The sequence below is a fragment of the Streptococcus sp. FDAARGOS_520 genome, assembly GCF_003812685.1.
GTDB classification, from domain to species: domain Bacteria; phylum Bacillota; class Bacilli; order Lactobacillales; family Streptococcaceae; genus Streptococcus; species Streptococcus agalactiae.
Genome location: NZ_CP033810.1, coordinates 1,065,001 through 1,090,363, shown reverse-complemented (window position 1 = coordinate 1,090,363; position 25,363 = coordinate 1,065,001). Strand labels below are relative to the sequence as shown.

Sequence of the window (25,363 nt, the reverse complement as noted above, 5' to 3'; positions counted from 1 at the left end):
AGCAAAATTGCCTTACTTTTTAAAAATATTCTTAAAAGTTAAACAAATCATTAAAATTCTCTACCATTGTTGGGTGAGTGAAAATTTGTTTTTGGAAATAAGTATATGGGATTTTATTATCCATTGCCATTGTGATGATATTAATTAATTCATGGGATTCTGCACCAAATAAGCGAGCTCCCAAAATAAGATTTGTCTCAGTATCTACCACAACTTTAAAAATACCTCTAAGGTCATTATTAACATGTGCACGTGGCATGGCAGAAACAAGAAGGCTATTAGATTTAACTTGATATCCTTTTTCCTTAGCGGTCTTTTCATCTAGACCTACCGTTGCTAAAGGAGGATTTGTAAAGGTTGAAGTCGGTACTGCTCCTCGATTTTTTAGAGAATAATCCTTATCACAATTCAAATAATTTAAGACAATACGTGAGTCATCTAAAGAAATATATGTGAATTGAGGGCCGCCATTAACATCACCAACTGCAAAAATATTCTCAACAGAAGTTTGGCAATATTCATCAACAGCAATAGCTCCACGTTCTGTCAATTTAATATCTGTATTTTCAAGTGCTAAACCTTCTGTATTTGGCTTACGTCCTGTTGCATATAATACTGCATCAAAGCTTAATTTTTCATCCTCAAAGCTAATAACAACGTCTTCATCTTCATTTTGCACAGATTTGATATCGGCTGATAATTTAAAAGATATCCCCATCTCTTCTAAATAATCTTGAGCCATCTCTGATAATTCCTCTTCCTCACGCGCAAAGATACGGGATTGACTATCAATAACTGTCACTTTGCTCCCTAATTCGGAATATAAAGTCGCAAATTCAAGCCCAATATTACCGCCTCCAATGATACCTAACCGTTTAGGAAGATGAGCCAATTCTTGGATTGCCGTTGAATCATAAACATGTTGAGAATCAGCTAATCCTGGGATTGGTAATTGTACTGACTTAGCACCAGTATTGATAATAATAACATCAGCTGTAAGTTCTTGTTTGTCAGCTCCTCCTGTTAATTCGACCACTTTATTTGATATAAAGCGGGCTTTAGCATTATAAACATCCACAGTGTCTTTATTATCCAACATAGCAAAATTTTTAGCACGTAAACGACTTGTAACTTCATTTCTAGTAGTCATAGCTTCTTGAAAATCATGATTTTTGCTAGCTGATACTAAAAGCGTTTTTGTCGGAATACATCCAATGTTGATACATGTTCCCCCGTACATTTTATCGTCTTCTTCGACCATTGCAACGCTTTTACCTTGTGTTGCTAATTTTGCTGCTAATGTTTTACCTGCTTTACCAAAACCAAGAACAATGACATCATATTTTTTCATTTTAAATTTCCTCCGCTTTTATAGTATAGTTTCAGTATAGCAAAAGATGTTTCCTCTGTCTGAATTCCAGCATAAGGCATGATAAGCCTAACTGTTGCCTTTAAATCTAGTTTTCTAAAATAAAAAAACCCATCGCTAAGGACAGGATTTTTTCTATTTAACTTCCACCATACGACCAGTATCTACATCATAAATAGCACCAGAAATAACAACATCATCTGGGATTAATGGAGAAGCATGTAATTTTGCCACATCTTCACGAACGCTTTCTTCAATATCATTAAAAGGAAGAAAATCATGTCCATGCATATCAACACCCAAATCTCTCTGTAATTGAGCAGCAAAAGCTTCGTTAGTAAACGTCTGTGCTCCACAATCTGTATGGTGTAGAACAACGATTTCTCGTGTTCCTAATTGTTGTTGCGAAATAACTAAAGAACGTAGAACATCGTCTGTAACTCGTCCACCAGCATTACGTAAAATATGAGCATCTCCTAAAGCTAGCCCTAGAGCTTGAGCAACGTGTAAACGAGAATCCATACAGGTTACAATAGCAACCTTTGTCTTTGGCTTGATAGGTAGATGAGCTGTTCCATGTAAGTCAGCATAGGCTTGATTGGTTTTTAAAAAGTTATCAAAATAAGTGGTCATAGAGATCTCCTTTGTTAGTGTAACATCATTCGATATTTACTAAATACCAACCCTTTTATATTATCATTTTGCCCATTATTTTTCACGAAATGTTTCTCGCCACCAAAAAAGATTCGGCTGAACCGAATCTAATCATTATGTTGAAAACACTGCTTTTAAGACCTGACTAACAGTTGTCACACCAATAACATCAATGCCTTTAGGTATTTCAATCCCAGCTAGAGAATTCTTTGGTGCGTAAATTTTAGTAAAGCCCAATTTACTAGCCTCATTAATACGTTGCTCAATACGTGTCACGCGACGAATCTCACCAGTGAGTCCAATTTCTCCAATAAATGATTCTTGTGGATTTGTGGGTTTTTCTTTGTAACTGGAAGCAATAGCTACAGCAACAGCTAAATCAATTGCTGGTTCATCCAATTTAACACCACCCGCTGATTTTAAATAGGCATCTTGATTTTGAAGCAATAAACCACAACGTTTTTCTAGAACTGCCATAATAAGACTGACACGATTAAAGTCAAGACCTGTTGTTGTACGCTTAGCATTTCCAAAAACAGTCGGAGTCACTAAAGCTTGAACCTCTGCTAAAATAGGCCTTGTTCCTTCCATAGTAACAACAATAGCAGATCCTGTTGCACCGTCTAAACGTTCTTCAAGAAAAACTTGACTTGGATTCAAAACTTCAACTAGACCACCCGACTGCATTTCAAAGATACCTATTTCATTGGTCGAACCAAAACGGTTTTTGACTGCCCGTAAAATACGGAACGTGTGATGACGCTCCCCTTCAAAATAAAGAACCGTATCCACCATATGTTCTAGCATTCGAGGGCCTGCTAATGTTCCCTCCTTAGTCACATGACCTACAATAAAAGTAGCAATATTATTAGTTTTAGCTAACTGCATCAATTCAGCGGTCACTTCGCGAACTTGGCTAACAGAGCCTTGGACACTTGATACTTCGGGACTCATAATAGTTTGTATAGAATCAATAATAAGAAAATCTGGTTTAATCTTCTCAATCTCCGACCGAATACTTTGCATATTAGTCTCGGCATAAAGGTAAAATTCATTATCGATATCGCCTAGACGCTCACTTCGTAACTTAATCTGTTCTGCAGATTCCTCACCTGAGACATATAATACTGTACCTTTATTAGCTAGCTGAGTTGATACTTGTAGTAATAAAGTAGATTTACCTATCCCAGGGTCTCCTCCAATCAGAACCAAACTTCCTGGTACAACACCGCCTCCTAGAACACGGTTAAATTCATCCATATCAGTCTTAGTTCTAGAATAGTTAATTGAGGAAACATCTTTTAACTTCGTCGGTCGGGACTTTTCACCGTTCAAACTAACTCGTGCATTTTTAACTTCTTGAACTTCAACCTCTTCTACAAATGAAGACCAGGCTGAGCAATTTGGACAACGTCCCAAATACTTAGGTGATTGGTAACCACACTCTTGACAGGTGAAGACTGATTTTTTCTTAGCCACTCAGGCCTCCTTTATAACTTCTAAATTAATATGATAGCTTGGTACCAAATAACTAGTACACTCATTATATCACACCAAGTTAGAGAAAATATAAGTTTACTCTCATCAAAAAAGGCTAAGAAGTAAGTCTAGCCTTTTCTAACATTATTCGTAAAATAATTTTATTTTCCAGTACTACCAAAACCACCTGTACGCATTCCTGTAGCCTGATCGTCATCTGCCAATAAGAATGGGGCAAAAACAGCCTGAACAATCCGTTCCCCTTCTTCTAAAATAACAGCCTGATCAGTAATATTTTGCATCTGTGCAAAAATATGTCCTTCATTGACTTGGTTATTATAGTAGTCACCATCAATAACACCAACTGAATTTATTAGGACAATCCCTTTTTTACGTGGATTCGATGAACGATCATAAAGGTACAGGACCTCCCCTGGTTGCATGTATGCTTTAATACCGGTCGGGACCAATGTAATTTCACCAGGTTCAATAACCGTTTTTTTAGCTACTTTTAAATCATAGCCAGCTGCGTGAGCTGTTTCTCGTTTTGGTAATAACTCTTTATTGCTAAATTGGCTAACTAATTCAAAGCCACGTACTTTTGACATGTGATACTCCATCTTTATCTTAAATATGCAAAAAGTCGAGTTCCAAATGAACTCGACTAGTCTGCGGAGAGAGGGACTTGAACCCTCACGACCAAAAGCGGTCACAAGATCCTTAGTCTTGCGCGTCTGCCAATTCCGCCATCCCCGCTTAACAACATAATAAATTATATCAACTTATCATATTGTTGTCAATATTATTTTTCATATTTTTCCAAAAAACTAGAGATACGTTTCTCATATTTTTCTGGCTCTGTTTCAAAAGATTTCGCATGTTTTGCCCCTTTTACAATATAAAGCTCTTTCTTACCTGCTGTAGCTTTATAGTTGTCATAAACCATACTTGTTGGAACAAAATTATCCTTATCACCATGAATAAAGAGGGCTGGTAAATTATTCTTTTTCAATTGTTCGACACTACTTGCTTGTCCATACGAAAAACCTGCTCTGATTTTAGAAATTGTTGAAACTTCATATAAGAGTGGGAAGGCTGGTAAACCATACATCTCTTTAGCCTGAAATTTTAATTCATCCCAAACACTAGAATAACCGCAATCTTCAATGATATTAACAACCTGACTAGGTAATTTTTCACCACTAGCCATCATGACTGTTGCTCCACCCATTGAAACACCAAATAAAGTAATTTGGCTTGATGGATTCTTATCAACTATCATTTCTGTCCATTTGATAATGTTCTCGCGGTCGTTCCAGCCATAGCCTATCAACTGCCCATGACTTTCACCATGTGCAATATTGTCAGGCATAAGAACATTGTATCCTAACTTATGAAACAGCCAACCATATGCCTTCATATTCTCTTTGCTATTCGCAAAACCATGAACGACAACAGCTGTCTTATGAGTTTTCTTAACAGCAGGAACATACCAAGCAACTTGCTTTATATTTTGGTTTGTCATTTCTATTTTTTGCTTTAATAGCTTATCAAAGGATTTATCATAAGCATATAAAGAGTTTCCAGGCTTACGTTGACCATTTGAAATAAAGGATTTATCATCTCGAACTTGGGCAACGTGGAAAAAATAAAAACTAGCTGCTACACTAATTAAAAACAAAATAACAACAATCATTTTAATAAACTTTGATAATCGAATCTTTTTCATGCAACCTATTATACCTTATTTTTAGAAAAAGAAAAGAGCTAATGATACTTTGATAGTGAAACTATCTAAAAAAATAAAATCGCCTCCTAATACTGGGAGGCGATAAAGTTATTTCATATTTTCAACTGCTGCGGTTACAAAAGCTGTGTAAAGCTCTTCAGCATGGTTAGGACGTGATTGTAATTCTGGATGGTATTGTGCTGCAACAAAGAATTTTTTCTCTGGTAACTCAACAACTTCCATCAAACGATTATCCGGTGATACCCCTGAGAAGACAAATCCAGCAGCCTCAAATTGCTCACGGAATTTTGTATTAAATTCATAACGGTGACGGTGACGACGTTGGACAACTTCTTGATTATTATAAGCTGCCGCAGCTCTTGAACCTGATTTCAATTTACATGGATATAGACCAAGGCGAAGTGTACCACCCATATCTTCAATATCGATTTGATCACGCATGATATCAATGATTGGGAACGGTGTTTTAGGGTCAAGCTCTGCTGAATTAGCTCCATGAAGGTTTAAAACATTACGCGCAAATTCGACACAAGTTAGCTGCATTCCGAGACAAACACCAAGCATTGGAACATCATTTTCACGTGCATAGCGAATTGCTTCAATTTTACCCTCACTACCTCTTTGGCCAAATCCACCAGGAACGATGATACCATCTGCATCTCCGACAAGTTCTTTAATATTATCTTCTGTCACTTCAGCAGCATTTACCCATTTTAGATCAATAGCAACATCGTTGACGTACCCTGAGTGCTTAAGGGCTTCCACAACTGAAAGGTAGGCATCAGGTAATTCAACATATTTACCAACCAATGCAATTTTAACTTTTTTCTCAAGGTTCATTACTTTATCAACCATTGCTGACCATTCTGTCATATCAGCAGCAGGTGTCTCAAGCTTCAAGTGATCACAAACAATTTGATCCATATTTTGAGCTTGCATGTTAAGTGGAATTTGATAAATATGGTCAACGTCAAGGGACTCTATAACAGCCTCTGGTGCAACATCACAAAATTGTGCCAATTTATTCTTAATACTTTGACCTGCTGGTTGCTCTGTACGGATAACAAGCATATTAGGTTGGATACCTAGGCCACGTAACTCTTTAACAGAATGTTGAGTCGGTTTTGTTTTCATTTCGCCGGCAGCCTTTAGGTATGGTAATAACGTTGTATGAATGTACATAACATTATCAGAACCAACATCTGCCTTCATTTGACGAAGTGCTTCTAAAAACGGAAGGCTCTCAATATCTCCAACAGTACCGCCAACTTCAGTAATAATAACATCTGAATCTGTAGTTGTCGCAGCACGTTTGATTTTTTCTTTCAAAGCATCTGTAACGTGTGGGATAACTTGAACAGTTGCACCAAGGTATTCTCCACGGCGTTCTTTTTTAAGAACTTCACTATAAATCTTACCCGTTGTAACATTTGAATATTTGTTTAAGTTAATATCAATAAAACGCTCGTAGTGTCCAAGGTCAAGGTCAGTTTCTGCACCATCATCTGTAACATAAACTTCTCCATGTTGATAAGGGCTCATTGTCCCTGGGTCAATATTAATATATGGATCAAATTTTTGAATTGTCACCTTTAGCCCACGGTTTTTTAGTAAGCGCCCAAGACTTGCTGCAACAATCCCCTTACCAATAGAAGAGACCACACCACCTGTAACAAAAATATACTTTGTCATTAAAAACTCCTTAAATTAAATGTTAATCTAACAGTTAGTTTACGGGTAAAACCCAAAACACATGATTGATAAATAATACCAGCTTCTCTAGTCAAAACTAGTAGAAACTATCTGATCAAGGGCCTACTCAGAAAACTATCTGGAACCATTCTGTATCTTTCCCAAAAACAAAATAGCCCCCTATCACTAGGGAGCTTTATCTGACCTCATAAGAGGTGCCCGAATAATAGTTTAAACTATATCTGACTATTTGTCAAATACAAAATCCCCGTCTAAACCTCTTCTTCCTCTTCTTCCTCTTCATCGTCTTCTTCGTTGATTTCTACATCCTCATCTAAATCTTCATCAGGAATGATTTCATTAATCTCAGAATCATACGATTCTACCTCTGATTTTTCATCGTCAGGGTTTTCTTCATCATATTCTAAACTTGGTGTTTCTTCTGTGAAATCTTCATCTTCTGGATCATCATCATTGTAATCAATAGCATCTTCATCACCATCCATGAAAGCATTGACACGTTTCTTCTTACGTTTTGGAGCGCCATCTTCATCTTCTTCAAGAGTGATGATTTCCTCGTCAATTTCATCGATAGCATACCATGAACGAAGTCCCCATTTGTTTTCGCCAAGTGGAATAAAACTTCCGTCTGTATTCAAATCTGAATAGAAAAATGGCAATGACTCACGGATTGCTGAGTCAGATTTTCCAAGGTAGGTTTGAATATCATTTACCAAATCGCTGAAGTACATTTCGTTATCACGACCACGTTGCTCTAAAATAGCGCGAGCAACTTCAATCATCGAAAGTTCACTTTTTTCTTGCCCAGCAAATACTTCTAATTCCAAAGTTATTCTCCTTAATTGTGTAAGACTATCATTTTGTTTAGCAATATTCTTTATAGATAGAAAATAGATAAGTCATATTTTCAAATTTTCGCTATTTACTATTTTACGCTATTTTTAGCTATTCGTCAAAAGAATAATCACAAATAAAAAGACTGGGAAGCCCAATCTTTTCAAAATTTAATAAGCAATTATTTTACAGTAGCTGAGCTAGTGATAACGTCAACCGCTTTTTTCATTGCAATATCATGTTTAAGCATATCTGCTGAAAGTAGACCGCGTACTTGGTCAGCTTCCATATTGTATTCTGAAGCAAGATCTGTGATTTCTTTTTCGATTTCTTCATCTGTTGCTTCAAAGCCTTCTGCAGCTGCAATTGCTTCGATAACAAGGTTAGTTTTAACGCGTTTGTCAGCATCTGCTTGGTATTGCTTATGAAGGTCTTCTTCAGTTGTACCTGTTAATTGGAAGTACATTTCTGGTGAAATTCCTTGACGTTGCATATTACCCATGAACTCATTCATAGCACGATGTACTTCATCATGGACCATTTCTTCTGGTAATTCAACAATTTCTGCATTGGCAACAGCTAATTCGATTGCTGCACCTTCAACTGCATCATCAAATGCAATTTCTTTTGCTGATTCTAGCTCTTTGCGATATTTCGCTTTCAACTCATCAAGTGTTTCAACTTCATCATCAATATCTTTTGCAAGTTCATCATCAAGTGCTGGAACTTCTTTAGTTTTTACTTCATGAATTGTTGTAACAAATTTAGCATCTTTACCAGCAAGATCTTCTGCTTGATAATCTTCTGGGAATGTTACATTAACGTCTACAGTTTGACCAGCTTTAGAACCTACTAATTGTTCTTCAAATCCTGGGATAAATTGACCTGAACCAAGTTCAAGTGAGAAGTTATCTCCTTTACCACCATCAAATTCAACACCATCAACTGAACCTACAAAGTCAATAACAACTGTATCACCTTGTGCTGCTTCACCATCTTTAACAGTCAATTCTGCAAGGTTGTTACGCTCACGTTCAACTTTAGCATCAACTTCTTCATCTGAAACTTCTTTTGAAGCATCAACTTCTACTGAAAGGTCTTTGTAATCTCCAAGTTTAACTTCTGGTTTTGTAACAACTTCAGCTGTCAACTTCCAATCTTGACCTTTTTCCATTGATACAACATCAATTTTTGGTTGAGCAACAACGTCTAAACCAAGTTCTGCAACAGCTGCTTCGTAAGCCTTTGGCAACACTAAATTCAATGCATTTTCGTAGAGTGCTTCTTCACCAAATTTTTGGTTGAAAACTGTACGAGGCATATGTCCTTTACGGAATCCTGGAACGTTCAAATCTTTTTTTACTTTGTTGAATGCTTGATCAAGAGCTGGCTTGATCTCATCTTGACTAATTGTAAATGTGATAATACCACGGTTTGTAGCTTTATTTTCAAATGATGTAGACATTAAGTCATTTCTCCTTAAAATTATTTAGATACAGTTTAGTTTACCATAATTTAAAACGTTTTACAAAGTTTTTATGCAAAAAAGAAGCTTTAAACTGCTTAACGATAAGCTTTTAAAATACTTGCTCTATGGCTTTTTTTTTACTAGACTATTACTATGATTACTTTAGAAAAATTTATAGACCATCTTAATGTAGAGGAAGTTTTATTTACTTTCTTCACCAAACTAATATCAATCTTATTATTAATCATTGCATTCGTTATCGTTAGGCAAGTCATCAATTATCTTTTCGAAAAGACTGTTAATCGCTCACTCGCCTTTTCTAGACAAAAAGTAGCTCGTCAAAAAACATTAGCTAAACTTTCTCACAATGTTTTAAACTATACCCTTTATTTCTTTCTATTCTATTGGATTTTAAGTATATTGGGCGTTCCAATTTCTAGTTTATTAGCTGGGGCTGGTATTGCTGGGGTTGCTATTGGACTTGGTGCTCAAGGCTTCTTATCAGATGTTGTCAATGGCTTTTTTATTCTGCTAGAAAACCAATTTGATGTTGGTGATATTATTAATGTTGGTACTGTATCAGGCACTGTTACTAATGTTGGGATACGCACCACACAAATTCATGATTTCGATGGAACCTTGCACTTCATTCCTAATCGTAATATTACAATTGTCAGCAATAAGTCTCGTAGCAATATGCGTGCTCAAATTGATATTCCTTTATTTGTTCATACAAACCTTGATCAGATTTCTGATATTGTAACAAAAATCAATGAAGAGTATGTTTCAAAACACCCTGCTATCGTTGGAGAGCCTACTGTTTTTGGTCCTACAACCAATGCTAATGGTCAATTTGTTTATCGTATTAATATCTTCACGCAAAACGGTGCTCAGTTTGACATCTATGCTGAATTTTACAAACTTTATCAAAAAGCTATTCTTGAAGAAGGTATTGACTTACCAACGTACAATTTCTCCAATAACCACTCTCGTTGAGATAAATAATAAACCTCTGCAGAGCAGAGGTTTATTTTAAAATTTACGGATTGGATCGCTCGTATATCCTGCTCTAGCACCGCCAATTAATTTAGGACGACTAGCTAGTGCTGTAACGTGTGCTCCTCCCAACTCACGACTAATTGGAATCAAGGGAACTTGTACTCTCTTGATATGCATTCCAATAGAAGTATCTCCAATATCAATTCCAGCATGTGCCACAATTTCTTCAACCTCAACTGGTGATGTCATCAACTTAAAAGCTGCAACCTGACCACTACCGCCAGCATGTAGATTAGGAACAACATTAACGACTTCCAACTGTTGACGTTCAGCCAATTCTGCTTCAACAACCAACGCCCTATTAACATGTTCACAACCTTGAACTGCTAAATAGATGCCGCGTGAATGTAACTCTTTGAGGATAACTTCAACGATAATTTCACCAATTTCAGAACTAGAATTTTTTCCAATTAAACCACCAGAAACCTCACTAGATGATAGACCTAGTACAAAAATTTGACCTTTTTTAAGAGCGCTACGTTCAATAATATCAACTACAATAGCTTTAGTTTCCTGCTTTAACTTATTATAATCTAGTATCATTTCTTCACTCTTTCTAGAGACTTATTAAGAGCAAAACCAACAACCATACCAACCATATTTTGCATAATATTGCCAGGAATATCTGGTAGAACAGCTCCCCAACCATACATCAATCCACTAGCTATAGCATAACCTAATACCATAACAAGAGTTGCACTAATAAGACCTAAAAGACGTCTTCTACCTGGTAAACCCGCTAAATACCCTTGCGTCCCATGAATCAATAAACTAAAGAACATCCAATTGGGATAACCTTTCAATAAATCAATTAAAAAACCAGCTAAGGCACCTACCACAGCCCCTTCTTTTTTGCCAAAGTAAAAGGCAGCAAAGAATATTCCAGCATCTAGTAATGTCAAAAAACCTGTTGGTGTCGGAATACTTATAAACATCCCCAATACAATAGATATAGCTGTTACAATTGCCAATTGAACCAATTGACTAGTTTTCTCTTTCCTCATTAAAATCTCCTAAAAATGTTGGACAACTCCGTACTTATCCGATGCTTTAATAGCTTGATAGACGAAACCTTTAGACATTTTGACTGCATCTTCTACATTTTTACCCATAGCTAATTGGCTGGCAATACTTGACGCAAATGTACATCCAGCACCTGTATTATTGGCATCTACTACAGGAAAAACATAGGTTTCAAAACGTTCACCATCATAGTAAAGGTCTGTAGCCTCTTCAGCATTTAAACGGTTGCCCCCTTTGATAACAACATGTTTAGCTCCCATATCGTAAAGTTTCTCAGCAGCAATTTTCATTTGATCTAAGTTTTCAATCGAAAGACCCGTCAATAATTGAGCCTCTACTAAATTAGGAGTAATCACATCAGCATATGGGAAAAACGCAATTAGCTGCTCACGTAATTGGCTAACTTCTAAATCATGATTTTCTTTACAAACTAAGACTGGGTCTAAGACTACTGGACATTCTTGTTTTGATTTTACAAATTCCAAAACAACTTGTGCTGTTTCTACATTGGGAAGCAATCCTAGTTTAATAGACCCAAACTCTACATCTTTTAAACTTTCTAGTTGCTGCTTTAGTATAGATGCCTCTATAGGAATGACTTCAAACCCTTTATCTGACATTGCTGTTAAGCATGTTACTGCCACAAAACCATGTAATTTATTAACAACGTAAGTTGCTAAATCTGCATGCAAGCCGCCGCCAGAGAAAATATCATTTCCTGAAATTGCTAAAACATTCCTCGTCTTCATAAATAATCTCCTTCAAATATAAACCATTTCCTGCCGCAGTTGGACCTGCTAAATCCCGATTTTTAGCCTGTAAAATTGTTTTGATTTGGCTAATAGGCATGCGTCCATTACCAATTTTTAGCAGGGTACCAACCATATTACGCACCTGTTTATACAAAAAACCATTTCCTGTAAAGGTAAAAATTAAAAGATTTTTAGACGCTTCAAACTGAATTTTCGCATCAAAAATAGTACGTACTTTATTTTCTACACTCGTACCTGAAGCAGTAAAGCCTGTAAAGTCATGGGTACCTACTAAATCTTTAATAGCTTCTTGCATAAGCTCAATAATGACAGGATAAGGGTAATGTGTTGCATAGTTTCTCATCATAGGATTTTTCGGCCTACCGATATCCACTAAAAACTCATAAGTTTTAATGTGTTTATCATATCGACAATGAAAATCATCAGACACTTGCTCTACTTTGACAATATCAATATCGTCTGGACACTGTGTATCTAAACCAAAGCGTAATTTTTCTACATCACGCGCCTGTGGTAAATCAAAATGGATAACTTGTCCATAAGCATGAACACCAACATCTGTGCGACCAGCACCATGGATTATCACATCGTTCCCGCTATTTAGGCGCTTAAGAGTTCTCTCAATTTCTTCTTGAACTGTCCTACAATTTGGTTGTCTTTGGAAGCCTGAAAAAGCTGAACCATCATAAGAAATCTGTGCCTTATACCTTGTCATGGGTTTATTTTACCACCTTTCATTTATGAAAACTATATTATCTATTTTAAACTGTCCCCCTACAATTATACTACAACGATCCCAAGAACTGCTTTAAGCAGGAATCATTTTTTACTTGTAAGAGAGATTGATGCGATTTTTGACAAAAATAATTTTCCAAAGTATCGCCGTATTGCCGTAATATTTTAAAGTTATCGAGTTTCGAACAATCAAATAATACACTATCGTGATGTAAACTATATGAGGGTAGATTAGGGTGATCAGCTAAAATAGATTTTGAATTTGCAAGGTCTTTCTGATAACGATATTTCAAATATTGACTATTCTTAGCATAAAGGCCATTTTCAATATAAAGCGCTAATGCTTTTTGTAAAATCAGATTAGTATCATAATCCATCAACTTCTTGTAAGCCATAAATGTTGATTTTAAAGCTTGTGGTAAACAAATCGCAGCTAATCTTAAAGCAGGGAAAATAGCCTTTGAAAAAGATTTTAGATAAATAACACGCCCGTGAGTATCATAATAATGTAATGGTGACTGACTTGCAAAATCAGACATATAGTCATCTTCCACAATATAAACATCATACTTCTCTGCCATCTCTATTAATCTTTTCATCTCTACCGGATTATAGGATGTTCCCAAAGGATTATGCATGCGAGGTATAACATAAAAAAACTTAATTGATTGTGTCTGGAAAATCTCCTCTAAACGCTGAAAATCAATTCCATGAGTACCTCGAGAAATAGTTTCATAGGGTAAATTTTGTGTTTTGATTAGTTCAATCATACGAGGATAGGTCGGTTCTTCTATTAAAACTCGAGATTTTCGATTTGGAAAGGTAACCTGTGTCAAAATAAATAATGCCTGTTGAGTACCAGCCGTAATAACAATATCATCAAGGGGAACATAGACCCCTGTTTCTTCCATTAATTTAGCCACTGCTTTACTTAAATCAAGAAGACCTTCTTGACGATAGTAATAATTGAAAAGGTAATCTTCCCTACCAATAAGGGTCTCATTCAAACACAATCTAAAATCATCATAAGCTATATTTGCAATCTCAGAGTTTGGTAAACTAACCCCTTCTTCAACTTCCTCTTGATGAGAATCAAAGACGTAATAGCCTGACCTAGGCTTTGCATAGATATAATTATCAAAACGCAATTCCATCAAAACTCGTTGCACTGTATCTTTGTTACAGAAAAATTGATTAGCTAACTGTCTTATAGATGGTAGGCGATCTCCTGGAGCCAACTTACCATTTTGTATAGAAGCTATCAAATATGAGCGAATCTCTTCAACTTTGGTTACCATAAAAATTGTCCCCCTACAATATTAGATTCATTGTACTGTAAAATTTAGGTTCAAGCAATCCCTCTAGCAATACAAAAAAGTCTAGAATACTTTCGATTCTAGACTTTTATTTTTTAATCAACATCTAAAGCATCTTTGACTTTATCAAAGAAACCTTTCTTCTTCGGATGTACCATCTTATCTCCACTTGCCTCTGCAAAAGCGTGCAATGCCTCTTTTTGAGCATCATTCAATTTAGTAGGAGTTACGATGTTAACAGTAACATGCTGATCACCTTGTCCACCCCCTCGAAGTTTAGGGGCACCTTTTCCGCGAAGACGAAACGTTTTTCCTGTCTGAGTACCAGCAGGAATTGACATTTCTACCGCTCCATGGACAGTAGGTATATCAATTGTATCACCCAAAGCAGCTTGGACAAAGCTAATATTCAAAGTATAATAAATTGTTGATCCATTACGCTCAAACTGTTGGCTTGGGAGAACGTTAATAATAACAAAGAGATCACCATAAGGACCACCATTGAAGCCAGCTTCACCTTGTCCTGTTAAACGAATTTGTTGCCCAGTTTCAACTCCTGCAGGTATTTTAACTGATACTTTATGCGTCTTCTTCTCATGACCAGTTCCATGACATGTTGGACATTTCTCTTTGATTTCTTGACCACTACCCTGACAAACATCACAAGTCACTTGGCGACGCATTGTTCCTAGAGGTGTTTGTGTATCAACATTAATCACACCCGAACCATGACACTTTTGACAAGTCACAGGGCTAGTACCTGGCTTAGCTCCACTTCCTGAACAAGTATGACATGATGACTCCCGATTATAAGATACTTCTTTTTCAGCTCCAAAGATAGCTTCTTCAAAACTTAAATTAACACGATATTGTAGGTCATCTCCTTGACGTGGTGCATTAGGATTGCGCATCCCTCCTCCACCAAAAAAGCTTGAGAAGATGTCTTCAAAACCACCAAAGCCACCACCATCGAAGCCACCAAAACCGCCACCATCGAAGCCACCAAAACCGCCATTTGCCCCAGCAGCGCCATATTGATCATAGGCAGCACGTTTTTGTGTATCACTCAAGGTTTCATAAGCTTCTTGAACCTCTTTATATTTTTCCTCTGCTCCCGTCTCCTTATTAATATCTGGATGGTATTTCTTAGACATCCTACGGTAAGCTTTTTTTATTTCGTCCTGAGAAGCATCTTTTGAAACGCCAAGACGATCATAAAATTCTGTATTGTTCATTATCTAATCCTTTATATTTTGTTCATATACTACACTTGAAGAGATTAACAATTATTCTTGCCCAGTTACAGCTCTAAATAGTTAACATATATATGACACTTAATAAAACAGACGGAGCGAGGCGCCCCGCCTATTTATTATTAATATGTTTTTATTTAGTGATAGCGAAATTAGCTTATGTAATCTGAAACTTATCTAGATTATTGAGCAACCCCTATCACGAAGAACTTTACTATGCTAGTATAGTTTTCATGCTTATATTCAAATGAATCTGAACAATATTAATAATTATTTCTCAGTGAATTCGCCATCTACAACATCATCACCCTTGCTTGATGAATCAGCTGATTGTGCACCTTCAGCCCCTTGAGCTGCTTGTTGTGCTGCAGCCGCTTGTTCGTAAAGTTTAACTGCAAGAGCTTGTGCTTTTTCGTTAAGAGCTTCAAGTTTAGCTTTCATGTCGTCAAGGTTACCTGATTCTTGAGCTTTTTTCAACTCATCAAGTGCTGATTGCGCTGCATCACGTTCTGTATCAAAGCCTTTGCCTTCAGTTTCTTTAATAGTTTTTTCTGTTGCAAAGATGGCTTGGTCAACTTCATTTTTAAGATCAACTTCTTCTTTACGTTTTGCATCTGCTTCAGCATTTGCTTCAGCATCTTTCATCATTTTATCAATTTCTTCATCAGTTAATCCTGAATTAGATTGGATAACAATGTGTTGTTCTTTTTGAGTACCGAGATCTTTAGCTTTAACAGATACAATACCATTTTTATCGATATCAAATGTTACTTCAATTTGTGGGATTCCACGAGGTGCAGCTGGGATATCAGTCAATTGGAAGCGACCGAGTGTTTTGTTATCTGCTGCCATTGGGCGTTCACCTTGAAGAACATGGATATCAACGGCTGGTTGGTTGTCTGCTGCTGTTGAGAAGACTTGTGATTTAGATGTTGGGATTGTTGTGTTGCGGTCGATCAATTTAGTGAAGACACCACCCATTGTTTCGATACCAAGTGACAATGGTGTTACGTCAAGAAGTACAACGTCTTTCACATCCCCAGTGATAACACCACCTTGGATAGCAGCACCCATAGCAACCACTTCATCAGGGTTAACAGATTTATTTGGTTCTTTACCAGTTTCAGCTTTTACAGCTTCAACAACTGCTGGGATACGTGTTGATCCACCAACGAGGATAACTTCATCAATTTCTGACAATGACAAGCCTGCATCTGAAAGAGCTTGACGAACTGGAGTTTTCGTACGTTCAACAAGGTCACGAGTGAGATCGTCAAATTTAGCACGTGATAAGCTCATCTCCAAGTGAAGAGGACCAGCAGAACCAGCAGTGATGAACGGTAATGAAATTTGAGTTTGAGTTACACCTGAAAGGTCTTTTTTAGCTTTTTCAGCAGCATCTTTCAAGCGTTGAAGAGCCATTTTGTCTTGAGAAAGATCAATACCATTTTCTTTCTTGAATTCTTCTACCAAGAAATCAATAATTTTCTGGTCAAAGTCGTCACCACCAAGTTTGTTATCACCTGCTGTTGCAAGAACGTCGAAGACACCATCACCTAATTCAAGGATTGATACGTCAAATGTACCACCACCAAGGTCAAAAACTAAGATTTTTTCATCCTTGTCAGTCTTGTCCATACCATAAGCAAGTGCGGCTGCTGTTGGTTCGTTAACGATACGTTCTACTTCAAGACCTGCAATTTTACCAGCGTCTTTAGTTGCCTGACGTTGTGCATCGTTGAAGTAAGCTGGAACAGTAATAACTGCTTTTTCTACTTTTTCTCCAAGATAGTCTTCAGCATAACCTTTAAGGTATTGAAGAATCATTGCTGAAATTTCTTGAGGAGTATATTCTTTACCATTTGCAGAAACTTTTTCAGAAGTTCCCATCTTTGATTTGATAGAGATAACAGTATCTGGATTTGTTACCGCTTGACGTTTTGCAGCATCACCCACGATAATTTCACCATTTTTGAATGATACTACTGAAGGAGTTGTACGATTGCCTTCTGGGTTAGCAATGATTTTTGATTCAGTCCCTTCAAGAACTGCTACTGCTGAGTTTGTTGTACCTAAGTCAATACCAATAATTTTAGACATGTTAATACCTCTTATTTTATAATACTTTATTACTTTTTATTTCAATTTATCTTAGTAAGCACTCGAATTATTTTACTTCCAATTCTAAGCAATCACTATAGTTTAATCAGCAAGCTGAATAGCTTCTAACTTGCTATCTAGTTTACTGTCATTACGGACAAAAACGAAAACTCATTTACCTTAGTTATAGACAACTACCATCGCTGGTCTTAGCAGACGCTCGTGCAATTTATATCCCTTTTGAAAGACTTCTGCAATGCTATCGGCTGGATGTTCATCATCGGCTGGGAGAGTCTGAACTGCCATATGAAAGTTGTGGTCAAATGAGTCGACTTCTACTTCTTCTACGCCTTCTTCCTTTAGTGCTTGAATAAGGCTATCACGAGTCATTTCTAAACCTTTTTTAACATCATCTGTCAACCCTTCAACAGCCAAGGCACGTTCTAGATTGTCAAGCGATGGTAAGATTGCTTTTGCCAGATCCTGAGAACGATAGCGTTGAAGTTGTTGACGTTCTTCACTAGAGCGACGTTGTATATTCTGCATTTCTGCATGAGCTCGCAAGTATTTATTTTCAAACTCATCAGCACGCTCGTTTGCGAGTTCTAACTCTGATTTTTCAGGAATTTCTTCAATAACTTCCTCAACTGTCTCTTCAGTTTCAGTGGCTTCCACTTCTTCCTGTAAATCGTCTTTTTTAATTTCTTCTGACACTGAGTGCCTCCTTTTAAATAACTTATTGAATACTGCCATTATCAGTGAACTTCATAATGGTTAGAATTTAGGTATCGATAATAATCACCTAATTTAGCAGCCAATACCTTTCCGATAATGTTTACCAAACTAACAGACCTACGATAATCCATATCAATAGGACCAATCAAACTCAGGAGTCCAAATCCACGGTAAGGAATCAAAAATTTGTGAGTTAAAACTGACACATCTGCAAGTGCGGCTTCTTGACTATCTGCCACTTGGACAGAAGCCATCTCACCCTCTTTCAGACTTTGCCTCAAAGAAATCGCTACTTGCTGCTCATTATCCAAAAACTGATACGTTGATAGATCTGAATACGTTAAAGAATTTACCTTGCCAGCTACAAATACCGTTTCCAGAAACAGCTCTGAAAAAACATAATCAAATAGTTGTAAAACATTATCCGTAGTTACAAAATACTTCTGAACGATCTGAGGAATTTCTGTCCTCAACTTATAATGAATATCCATGACACTACCATCCAGCAAGCGCTCCTCTACGATAGCTTTAAATGCTATCAAGTCACGTGTCAAAAAGTTTCTTGGAATAGCAAACTGCACTGTCACTGGCTTAGATTCATCTAAAGTCATGACTGCTAGAGCATCATGGTTGCTAAGCTGAACAACATCAAACCCTGTCAAACGTTGACGAGCTGGCTCCACATCTAAAATAACGGATGTATAGCCCGTCATCTCCGATAAAATATGACTAGCTTTTTGAAGCATGTCTTCTAATTTGAATGCTTCAAAGTCAAAAGCTTTTATAACATGATAAATATCTTGCTCATCAATACTATCTAGTCTAAGGGATTGCTCTACAAAATACTTAAAACCAGCTGGACTCGGCATCCGTCCACTAGAAGTGTGTGCTTTTTCCAATAACCCCAACTTCTCTAGTTTTGCCATATCATTACGAATAGTGGCGCTACTAGAATCAATCGTTCTCTGTAAAGCTTTAGACCCTACTGGTTCATGAGTTTGTGTAAATAACTCAACGATTAAATTCAAAATATCATTTTGACGTTGTGTAATCACAAAAACATCACCCCTCTCGGTCTTTCTGAAATTAGCACTCTTACACATCGACTGCTAACTATGATTTTATTATACTCCTTTTTAAAAGATAGTCAAGGAAAAAACATCAAAAATTAGCACTCTTATTCAAAGAGTGCTAATATCACTTATCATATCTTGTTAAATCATACAAATCAATGATTTCCGTCATTTTTTTAGCGTACTTTTTGTCATTATCAAAACCACTATCTTGTAATTTTTGCACTAAAGTTTTTGGATTTTTAACAGACACCATTATAGTATATGAATCTTTTTTGCCTGTCGCTCCAGATTTTATATGAGCAAGGTAATCATACATTGAATACTTCCAAGATTTATAATGAGTAAATTGCTTTTCCTGTTTTTTTCCTGTACTACTATCATTTAAGGTAATTGAGGGCGTTCCTGGTTCTGCAAGCAAACCAAACAGATTATGATACTTATTAGCTAATATTTTCTCTCCGAAATCAGAATCCAAAGCCGCCTGTGCAATAATAAATGAAGGACGAATACCGTACGACTTTCCTAGATCTTGCGCATCTGGCACAATTTTTTGTATAAATTCTTCTTTGGTGTAGGTAACACTCTGCCTAGAATTAGCATCTACTTTTCCCTTATGGTTTAAAAGCGGAAAAAGAATAAAGAAAAAGAAAATAAAAGTAACAACAATAAAATTTAGCAAGGAAAAACGTTTCCTCATTGGTTATTCTCCTTTAATAAAGTTATGTATTCTTCTAATGTTAAATGATGTTTGGCCATATATTTTGCAGACTCTACCCCAACATAGCGGTAATGCCAATCTTCATAACCTACCCCTGTTTCTGCTGTTTTACCATCCGGAAACCGTAAGACAAAACCATATTGTGGAGCTATCTTTTTCAACTGACTGACTACTCTAGGATCGCTCTCATTCAAAGAATCTACAGTACTCATATCCATCGCTAATCCAGTCTGGTGTTCACTAGCACCTGCAGGCTGAGAGTAAGTTTTTACCAACTTTTCTGCTTGTCCCCTCGTCAAATTAGGGTTACTAGTCATCTCTTGAGTAACATAAGAATTGAACAACTTCTCCTGATAGGCAACACTACGATAACCCGAAATTAAATGTTCTCGTGAATCAATTGCTCTAGCAGCCTCTAAAAACTGAGTAGCTTGCTTCGTAATACGTTTATCCAAATAAATATTTTCAACAGGAACCACATCTGGACTTAATTCTTCATGTTTATGGTCACGATTGACCAAAATCAAGTTCCAATCTTTTGATGATACAGCTGGTAATTGTAATTTCTTATTTCTTTTTTGAGAGGATATCTTTTTTATATCCTCATTCCTCAACTTTTGAGATGATGATTGTTGACTGTTAGGCTTCAATAAAGCAAAAAGACTAAAGCATAGTATCGCAAGTAGAACACCAACTAAACTGAATCGGATAATTTTATTTTTTTTCATTGCAATGTTTTTTCTAAAATTTCTCTTCCTTTTTCTCGATAGGACATATCCCCAATAGATTGAATAGAAAATGTTCCATCTTCAAAATCAACGACTGAGACACTACCATTATCTAAGCCTAAACTACGAGGGGTACTATGGTCGATTAACCATAAAAAAGTCGCAATAGTCATCCCATGACTGACAACAATCGCATTACCTCCCCCAATATCCTCTATTTTTTTAGCTATAGCAGTGAAGCCTGACAGAATACGGTTACTCAATATTGCCCACGGTTCTGCCCAGCCAGCCGTATCAACTTGACAAATCAAATTAGCAATTTCTTCGTGTGTCAAATGGCTCATATCTCCGTTTGAAACTCGAGGCAGAACGCCATTAAAAAGGTCGCCATCATATCCTCCATCCAAACTACCAAAGCACCACTCGCGGATTCGTTTATCTCTCGTATAGGGAATATTTTCTTGTTGCACTTCCCTGAGAATAATTTCCATAGTTTGTAAAGTACGTCCACTATCACTAGAAAAAGCCTCTTTAAAACTAATATTTGAAGCCTTTAGTCCCAAACCAAGCTCTTTAATCCCGAGTTCTCCAAAAGTAGTTAAAGGAGTATCACTCCACCCCTGAGCGCGACCAATTGTATTAAACATTGTTTTACCATGACGAGCGATATATAAACGAACTTTACTCATACTGACACCTCACAAGCATTTTATTATATTATAACAAAAAACAAAGGCTTTCACAGGAATATATCAGCGAACTTTCCCTATAAAAAAATTCTGCAGCTATCTACTGCAGAAATAAAATCGATTAATCCGCTTTAAAAGCATTGAAAAAGGGTTGAATATCTCGTATGAATTGTTTCTTCCCCGCAAAACGTTCACCACTAATCAGTTTTTCAAATTTTTCTTTATCAATATCTGACAAAGTTTCTTCCACTTTTGTTAAAGTATCACGATAAGCAATATAGTCATCTAAAACTAGTCCTTTACTCTTAACATAGTGACTAACTTCACTTATTTCTTCATAAGGCATTTTATTAAATTGTCGCTTTTGACAATCTTGGTGTCTTAATACATCGTTTAAATAATTTGAAAATTTTGTTTTAAAGTAAATGAATAGTTTGCTTTCATTATCCAATAAATACGGATGCTCTTCAAGCAACCTAAAAAGTACAATACGTCCTTCTTGAATCCAATCATCATATTCCCAAAGTTGAACAAAATAATTTCTTCTCAGCTTCATTACGATTGGCTTTACTTTATCAAACAACTCCTCAAAATCTCTCAAAACAACTTATTCCTTTCTTAAACATATACTAAGTATAAAAAAAGTAAGGTGATAACAACATGACAATGGTGTCCTTTAAGGAAATGATTTTTTCCCAAAACACATTAATTGAGCATTATCAGACTATTTAGTGACTCATATTAGTTAACATATAAAAAGCTTGAGATGACACTCTCAAGCTTTTTATATGATGACACAATCAATGTCCTTTTTTCTTTTGGTAACGTTTTTCTTGTTTTAATTGGTACCGATGTTTTCTTAACTCATTTTTCTTACATTTCTGACTTAATTGACGTTCGTTTTTTATACTCATATGAATAGTTTTCATCGCCAATTGCGCTTTTGTAGATACTACTGGCTTACGTTTTTCTCTATTAATTTCTCTTTGCATTCTTTTAGGACTTTTTTTGTGTTCATTCGTACGCTTTAGAGAAATATCCGTTTTAACAAACTCATATTTTTTTATCAAATCATTAAGTTTATGATTTATAAAATTAAAAACATCATCATCTTTAGGTTCTTTTCCAAAAAAATACCGAAAAACTTTGTAATCACCATCATCATCGTACTCAATCAAACCCAACCAAAAATTACCATCAAAATAGACTGTCATTTTCATACAGCCCCCTCCTTTAAATATTAAATTGCAATGGACGACCTGGAGGGAAGGTTACTGACGTTCACTGAACGCTTGCAGACTACCAACTGCAACGTGTTTTTATGCTATAACGATTATAACACAGTACACTATGATTATCGATAAACGACCTTATTAAAGGTCTATACTATTTGTCAGTCTAAAAATTTAAAAGCTGTTAAGCCAACTCCAGTAACGTTATCATTTTTTTATGATTGTTAAACGAGGCCAAATATTATTCCATTTCTTCTTATCCACTCGCTTCAAATAAACATTATAACGTAATAGATCCTCTTCAAAATATGGCGTAGGACTAACAATGAAATTTAATATTTCCTCTTCACCATAAGGGAGGTAAAGTTCGAGTTGATTTCTATCATCTAACCTTGCTCCCACTGCAGTACACTTTTCAGGAAATTTTGAAATAGCATCTTTAGAGCTAGTATACTTTGGGGTATTAGGAGAATGAGTGTTCATGTAAAATTCATTTTTAAGTTCCCAATCGTACTGTGGATAGTTATCCTTTAATTGTTGTTCTAATACCACCGTTTCTTCATAAGAAATATTTTTATCAAAAAATACAACATCAATATCTGATGTCAATGTCTCATTTATTCCAGAAAGTTTATTCCATACAAAGTTTCTCAATGTGCCAGCACACAGCCAACAATCATTCAGTGGAAGAGATTTTATTATAGCTAAAATCTTCATTATATCAGAATTACATAAAATCATATGATAAATTTTAGTCATTTTATCTCCTTTGCTACATCTCCAGACAATGTTTAAATTTTAATCTTATTATATACTATTATTAGATCAGATAGTAAGATCAACAAGAAATACATCCTTAAATTTTAAACAATTTTTAGTTATTACATCACGTGATTGAATGCTCCAAGTGTCAATTTAAGATAATTATTATCCCATATATTAAGCAAGAAGAACAATCATCAAGTTAACATATTAAATCAACTAGATAAAGGGATCGCTTTTGATGAAAAGAATTACATTGATGATTTATTGACAAACTGGAATATTAAAAGTATCATTTGATACCAGAATAATTACATGATTAATAAACCATTACTCAGAAAGAATAAAAACAACAATATTGTTATCCCGCCTAATACAAGCAATAAACTTACATTTAGTTCACTAAAAATATCTAGCCTATTTCATATGTACAAGGTTATCAAAAGGATACTTAAAACTATGTACCAATATATGACGTTAGATACTAGGTTAAAATATTTTAACTTCTACAGTCCTTTTAAAGATGTCTTCGAAAATACTATAATGGAGCATACATACTCCAAAATATTAAATTAAAAATAATGAAAATAAACCTTAAGTAAAGGTACATATAAACAAAGTAACTTAGAATGAGGAATCCCAATAATCTCATTTTTAGAAAAATAACATGTCACTTTTAAAAGCAAACAGACCTTGATTTAACAAGGTTTGAGCTTTAGAAGTTAACTTAAACACTAAGCAATGATGAGCTTTTAGTGATTATAGAGTTACTGCTTCATCATCTTTCAGTAACCTTTCTGATAGGAATTAGTAACACAATGCTCAGAGTGATAACCGCCATTGACATCAGGAACGCGAACCTCTACTTTTTCATCAATTGTATTTAAGGACTTATCCAGTTTGCAGGTAGATTACCCTATGACTTGGGGGTGCCCTCCTTCGATAACCTTATTTTCTTTCTTAACATCTTTAGAAAAATTAAACTTAACTGACTCCCCATTTTTTAACTTTTCTCTTTGAAATTCAGTTAATTCTTCTAAAACAAAAGAATTCGATCGACCTGTATTAGCACTTTCTGCCATACTTCAAAATATATCTTCAAATTCCTTAAGATTCCATCATCCCATTATATACCTTTCTTATTGTTATTATTAATCTTCAATAGTTGATAAATTATCTGAGCCAACTGAGTCAATATTAGGCATTTGATTATCACCCAATGTGAAATTTAGAGTAAAATTGGTTAATTCACTGCCATTTGCATAACCCAAAATTAATAATAGTTGCTCTCCGCCTTGAGGGGTTCCACTACTAGCTTCCACTATGCGCACACTATTCCAATCATACTTAATTTCACTAATATCTGGATTTTGACATATTCAGTTAATTCTTTTTCATGCTTTTTGAGATAAGCTACTTGTTCTTTTTTTATTACTTTTTTACCTTTCTTTACTGCTGACTGTTTGCTATTTTTTACTTCGTTTGACTGACTTTTAGATTCACTATTCATTTGACAGCCTGCTAGTAACATCCCAATAATAGATATGGGAATTAACCATTTTACATATTTTTTCAACATGCTCTCTTTTCTTAGAAAATAAACTTCCCATGTCAAGTATCTAATAAAAATAATTATTATTTACCAGTATGTTAAAACTAATATTAGTATAACAAATTTTCACGAGTTTAATTTTTTAGTCGTAACATATACACTGAAAAATCTTATTATTTTATACTACCTATCTATCATTCACAAACACTTTTATTACTTCAGAACCTATGACATTTAGGAGTCCTCTTTGAATTTCATTTAAATGTTGAGTCTCCACTAACTCTTGAAAAATTTCCTTATTATTTCTGCTTGTTTTAAACCTTCTATAACGATTGCAATAATGAA

The 25,363-nt window shown here is 35.6% G+C and carries 27 protein-coding genes and 1 tRNA gene; 1 reads left to right on the top strand and 27 read right to left on the bottom strand.

From position 1 onward, the window contains the following. Nucleotides 1-31: 31 nt before the first annotated feature. From EGX96_RS05795 to tig, 9 genes are all read right to left on the bottom strand, one after another. A complete protein-coding gene (locus EGX96_RS05795; protein ID WP_000759706.1) occupies nt 32-1,351 on the bottom strand; it encodes an FAD-containing oxidoreductase in 1,320 nt (439 codons plus the stop codon). A gap of 153 nt (nt 1,352-1,504) precedes the next feature. Next, nucleotides 1,505-2,002 carry a beta-class carbonic anhydrase gene (locus EGX96_RS05790; RefSeq protein WP_000214742.1) on the bottom strand — a complete coding sequence of 166 codons (498 nt, stop codon included), beginning with the start codon at nt 2,000-2,002 and terminating at the stop codon, nt 1,505-1,507. A gap of 135 nt (nt 2,003-2,137) precedes the next feature. Then, entirely contained in the window at nt 2,138-3,502 is a 1,365-nt protein-coding gene (gene radA, locus EGX96_RS05785; protein ID WP_001085195.1) for a DNA repair protein RadA, read from the bottom strand. A 161-nt stretch (nt 3,503-3,663) separates the two neighbouring features. After that, a complete protein-coding gene (locus tag EGX96_RS05780) occupies nt 3,664-4,110 on the bottom strand; it encodes a dUTP diphosphatase (RefSeq protein WP_000049186.1) in 447 nt (148 codons plus the stop codon). Nucleotides 4,111-4,172: 62 nt separating this feature from the next. Next, nucleotides 4,173-4,258: transfer RNA gene (locus EGX96_RS05775), tRNA-Leu, on the bottom strand. 46 nt (nt 4,259-4,304) lie between these two features. Continuing rightward, a complete protein-coding gene (locus EGX96_RS05770; RefSeq protein WP_123957825.1) occupies nt 4,305-5,231 on the bottom strand; it encodes an alpha/beta hydrolase in 927 nt (308 codons plus the stop codon). A 108-nt stretch (nt 5,232-5,339) separates the two neighbouring features. Then, entirely contained in the window at nt 5,340-6,944 is a 1,605-nt protein-coding gene (locus EGX96_RS05765; protein WP_000170435.1) for a CTP synthase, read from the bottom strand. Nucleotides 6,945-7,216: 272 nt separating this feature from the next. Further along, nucleotides 7,217-7,792 (bottom strand): DNA-directed RNA polymerase subunit delta, encoded by a 576-nt coding sequence (gene rpoE / locus EGX96_RS05760; RefSeq protein ID WP_000418426.1) that lies wholly within the window; start codon nt 7,790-7,792, stop codon nt 7,217-7,219. Between the two features lie 188 nt (nt 7,793-7,980). Next, complete coding sequence (gene tig, locus EGX96_RS05755) at nt 7,981-9,264, bottom strand: trigger factor (RefSeq protein ID WP_000107750.1); 1,284 nt, start codon at nt 9,262-9,264, stop codon at nt 7,981-7,983. A 156-nt stretch (nt 9,265-9,420) separates the two neighbouring features. Here tig and EGX96_RS05750 point away from each other — a divergent pair, with 156 nt between their 5' ends. Beyond that, nucleotides 9,421-10,263 (top strand): mechanosensitive ion channel family protein, encoded by an 843-nt coding sequence (locus EGX96_RS05750; protein WP_000631144.1) that lies wholly within the window; start codon nt 9,421-9,423, stop codon nt 10,261-10,263. A 36-nt stretch (nt 10,264-10,299) separates the two neighbouring features. Here the strand turns inward: EGX96_RS05750 and EGX96_RS05745 are convergent, their stop codons facing one another. The 18 genes from EGX96_RS05745 to EGX96_RS11150 form a co-directional block, all read right to left on the bottom strand. Continuing rightward, complete coding sequence (locus EGX96_RS05745; RefSeq protein WP_000599671.1) at nt 10,300-10,869, bottom strand: TIGR01440 family protein; 570 nt, start codon at nt 10,867-10,869, stop codon at nt 10,300-10,302. Continuing rightward, nucleotides 10,866-11,330 carry an ECF transporter S component gene (locus tag EGX96_RS05740; RefSeq protein WP_001224406.1) on the bottom strand — a complete coding sequence of 155 codons (465 nt, stop codon included), beginning with the start codon at nt 11,328-11,330 and terminating at the stop codon, nt 10,866-10,868. The genes EGX96_RS05745 and EGX96_RS05740 overlap by 4 nt, the downstream gene beginning before the upstream one ends. Before the next feature lie 9 nt (nt 11,331-11,339). Beyond that, nucleotides 11,340-12,098, bottom strand: coding sequence for a bifunctional hydroxymethylpyrimidine kinase/phosphomethylpyrimidine kinase (locus tag EGX96_RS05735; protein WP_000857670.1), 759 nt, complete (start codon nt 12,096-12,098; stop codon nt 11,340-11,342). After that, nucleotides 12,061-12,837: a tRNA pseudouridine(38-40) synthase TruA gene (truA, locus tag EGX96_RS05730; RefSeq protein WP_000199167.1), complete on the bottom strand. Its 777-nt coding sequence runs from the start codon at nt 12,835-12,837 to the stop codon at nt 12,061-12,063. The genes EGX96_RS05735 and truA overlap by 38 nt, the downstream gene beginning before the upstream one ends. A gap of 70 nt (nt 12,838-12,907) precedes the next feature. After that, entirely contained in the window at nt 12,908-14,155 is a 1,248-nt protein-coding gene (locus EGX96_RS05725; protein ID WP_000256864.1) for an aminotransferase-like domain-containing protein, read from the bottom strand. Between the two features lie 113 nt (nt 14,156-14,268). Beyond that, nucleotides 14,269-15,408: a molecular chaperone DnaJ gene (dnaJ, locus tag EGX96_RS05720; protein WP_001066287.1), complete on the bottom strand. Its 1,140-nt coding sequence runs from the start codon at nt 15,406-15,408 to the stop codon at nt 14,269-14,271. 288 nt (nt 15,409-15,696) lie between these two features. Beyond that, nucleotides 15,697-17,526 (bottom strand): molecular chaperone DnaK, encoded by a 1,830-nt coding sequence (dnaK, locus tag EGX96_RS05715; protein ID WP_000034648.1) that lies wholly within the window; start codon nt 17,524-17,526, stop codon nt 15,697-15,699. Nucleotides 17,527-17,706: 180 nt separating this feature from the next. Next, the gene (gene grpE, locus EGX96_RS05710) at nt 17,707-18,279 is read right to left on the bottom strand and encodes a nucleotide exchange factor GrpE (RefSeq protein ID WP_001865751.1); all 573 of its coding nucleotides are present in this window, start codon (nt 18,277-18,279) and stop codon (nt 17,707-17,709) included. Nucleotides 18,280-18,281: 2 nt separating this feature from the next. Further along, on the bottom strand, nt 18,282-19,316 hold the full coding sequence (gene hrcA, locus EGX96_RS05705) for a heat-inducible transcriptional repressor HrcA (protein ID WP_032465577.1): 1,035 nt from the start codon (nt 19,314-19,316) through the stop codon (nt 18,282-18,284). A 142-nt stretch (nt 19,317-19,458) separates the two neighbouring features. Further along, a complete protein-coding gene (locus EGX96_RS05700; protein ID WP_001231504.1) occupies nt 19,459-20,034 on the bottom strand; it encodes a glycoside hydrolase family 73 protein in 576 nt (191 codons plus the stop codon). Next, nucleotides 20,031-20,783, bottom strand: a complete 753-nt coding sequence (locus EGX96_RS05695; RefSeq protein WP_000739660.1) for a M15 family metallopeptidase — start codon at nt 20,781-20,783, stop codon at nt 20,031-20,033. Before EGX96_RS05695 ends, EGX96_RS05700 begins: the two co-directional genes overlap by 4 nt. Then, nucleotides 20,780-21,472 (bottom strand): histidine phosphatase family protein, encoded by a 693-nt coding sequence (locus tag EGX96_RS05690; protein ID WP_000049272.1) that lies wholly within the window; start codon nt 21,470-21,472, stop codon nt 20,780-20,782. The genes EGX96_RS05695 and EGX96_RS05690 overlap by 4 nt, the downstream gene beginning before the upstream one ends. A gap of 121 nt (nt 21,473-21,593) precedes the next feature. Then, nucleotides 21,594-22,073, bottom strand: a complete 480-nt coding sequence (locus EGX96_RS05685; protein WP_001204194.1) for a sigma-70 family RNA polymerase sigma factor — start codon at nt 22,071-22,073, stop codon at nt 21,594-21,596. Between the two features lie 199 nt (nt 22,074-22,272). Beyond that, entirely contained in the window at nt 22,273-22,692 is a 420-nt protein-coding gene (locus EGX96_RS05680; RefSeq protein WP_000784700.1) for a YjdF family protein, read from the bottom strand. Between the two features lie 219 nt (nt 22,693-22,911). After that, nucleotides 22,912-23,463, bottom strand: a complete 552-nt coding sequence (locus EGX96_RS05675) for a nucleotidyltransferase family protein (RefSeq protein ID WP_000161851.1) — start codon at nt 23,461-23,463, stop codon at nt 22,912-22,914. Nucleotides 23,464-24,377: 914 nt separating this feature from the next. Then, on the bottom strand, nt 24,378-24,548 hold the full coding sequence (locus EGX96_RS05670) for a hypothetical protein (RefSeq protein ID WP_000840973.1): 171 nt from the start codon (nt 24,546-24,548) through the stop codon (nt 24,378-24,380). A gap of 69 nt (nt 24,549-24,617) precedes the next feature. Continuing rightward, a complete protein-coding gene (locus EGX96_RS05665; RefSeq protein ID WP_000388349.1) occupies nt 24,618-24,788 on the bottom strand; it encodes a hypothetical protein in 171 nt (56 codons plus the stop codon). After that, nucleotides 24,788-25,045, bottom strand: a complete 258-nt coding sequence (locus tag EGX96_RS11150) for a lipoprotein (RefSeq protein WP_011058310.1) — start codon at nt 25,043-25,045, stop codon at nt 24,788-24,790. Before EGX96_RS11150 ends, EGX96_RS05665 begins: the two co-directional genes overlap by 1 nt. Nucleotides 25,046-25,363: the final 318 nt, after the last annotated feature.

Bases quoted from the DNA above. Each gene is read 5' to 3' on its own strand.
- EGX96_RS05795 (WP_000759706.1), bottom strand. From the start codon at position 1,351: ATGAAAAAATATGATGTCATTGTTCTTGGTTTTGGTAAAGCAGGTAAA.
- EGX96_RS05790 (WP_000214742.1), bottom strand. From the start codon at position 2,002: ATGACCACTTATTTTGATAACTTTTTAAAAACCAATCAAGCCTATGCT.
- EGX96_RS05780 (WP_000049186.1), bottom strand. From the start codon at position 4,110: ATGTCAAAAGTACGTGGCTTTGAATTAGTTAGCCAATTTAGCAATAAA.
- EGX96_RS05770 (WP_123957825.1), bottom strand. From the start codon at position 5,231: ATGAAAAAGATTCGATTATCAAAGTTTATTAAAATGATTGTTGTTATT.
- EGX96_RS05765 (WP_000170435.1), bottom strand. From the start codon at position 6,944: ATGACAAAGTATATTTTTGTTACAGGTGGTGTGGTCTCTTCTATTGGT.
- tig (WP_000107750.1), bottom strand. From the start codon at position 9,264: ATGTCTACATCATTTGAAAATAAAGCTACAAACCGTGGTATTATCACA.
- EGX96_RS05750 (WP_000631144.1), top strand. From the start codon at position 9,421: ATGATTACTTTAGAAAAATTTATAGACCATCTTAATGTAGAGGAAGTT.
- EGX96_RS05745 (WP_000599671.1), bottom strand. From the start codon at position 10,869: ATGATACTAGATTATAATAAGTTAAAGCAGGAAACTAAAGCTATTGTA.
- EGX96_RS05740 (WP_001224406.1), bottom strand. From the start codon at position 11,330: ATGAGGAAAGAGAAAACTAGTCAATTGGTTCAATTGGCAATTGTAACA.
- EGX96_RS05735 (WP_000857670.1), bottom strand. From the start codon at position 12,098: ATGAAGACGAGGAATGTTTTAGCAATTTCAGGAAATGATATTTTCTCT.
- truA (WP_000199167.1), bottom strand. From the start codon at position 12,837: ATGACAAGGTATAAGGCACAGATTTCTTATGATGGTTCAGCTTTTTCA.
- EGX96_RS05725 (WP_000256864.1), bottom strand. From the start codon at position 14,155: ATGGTAACCAAAGTTGAAGAGATTCGCTCATATTTGATAGCTTCTATA.
- dnaJ (WP_001066287.1), bottom strand. From the start codon at position 15,408: ATGAACAATACAGAATTTTATGATCGTCTTGGCGTTTCAAAAGATGCT.
- dnaK (WP_000034648.1), bottom strand. From the start codon at position 17,526: ATGTCTAAAATTATTGGTATTGACTTAGGTACAACAAACTCAGCAGTA.
- grpE (WP_001865751.1), bottom strand. From the start codon at position 18,279: ATGGCAGTATTCAATAAGTTATTTAAAAGGAGGCACTCAGTGTCAGAA.
- EGX96_RS05700 (WP_001231504.1), bottom strand. From the start codon at position 20,034: ATGAGGAAACGTTTTTCCTTGCTAAATTTTATTGTTGTTACTTTTATT.
- EGX96_RS05695 (WP_000739660.1), bottom strand. From the start codon at position 20,783: ATGAAAAAAAATAAAATTATCCGATTCAGTTTAGTTGGTGTTCTACTT.
- EGX96_RS05690 (WP_000049272.1), bottom strand. From the start codon at position 21,472: ATGAGTAAAGTTCGTTTATATATCGCTCGTCATGGTAAAACAATGTTT.
- EGX96_RS05680 (WP_000784700.1), bottom strand. From the start codon at position 22,692: ATGAAAATGACAGTCTATTTTGATGGTAATTTTTGGTTGGGTTTGATT.
- EGX96_RS05675 (WP_000161851.1), bottom strand. From the start codon at position 23,463: ATGACTAAAATTTATCATATGATTTTATGTAATTCTGATATAATGAAG.
- EGX96_RS05670 (WP_000840973.1), bottom strand. From the start codon at position 24,548: ATGGCAGAAAGTGCTAATACAGGTCGATCGAATTCTTTTGTTTTAGAA.
- EGX96_RS11150 (WP_011058310.1), bottom strand. From the start codon at position 25,045: ATGTTGAAAAAATATGTAAAATGGTTAATTCCCATATCTATTATTGGG.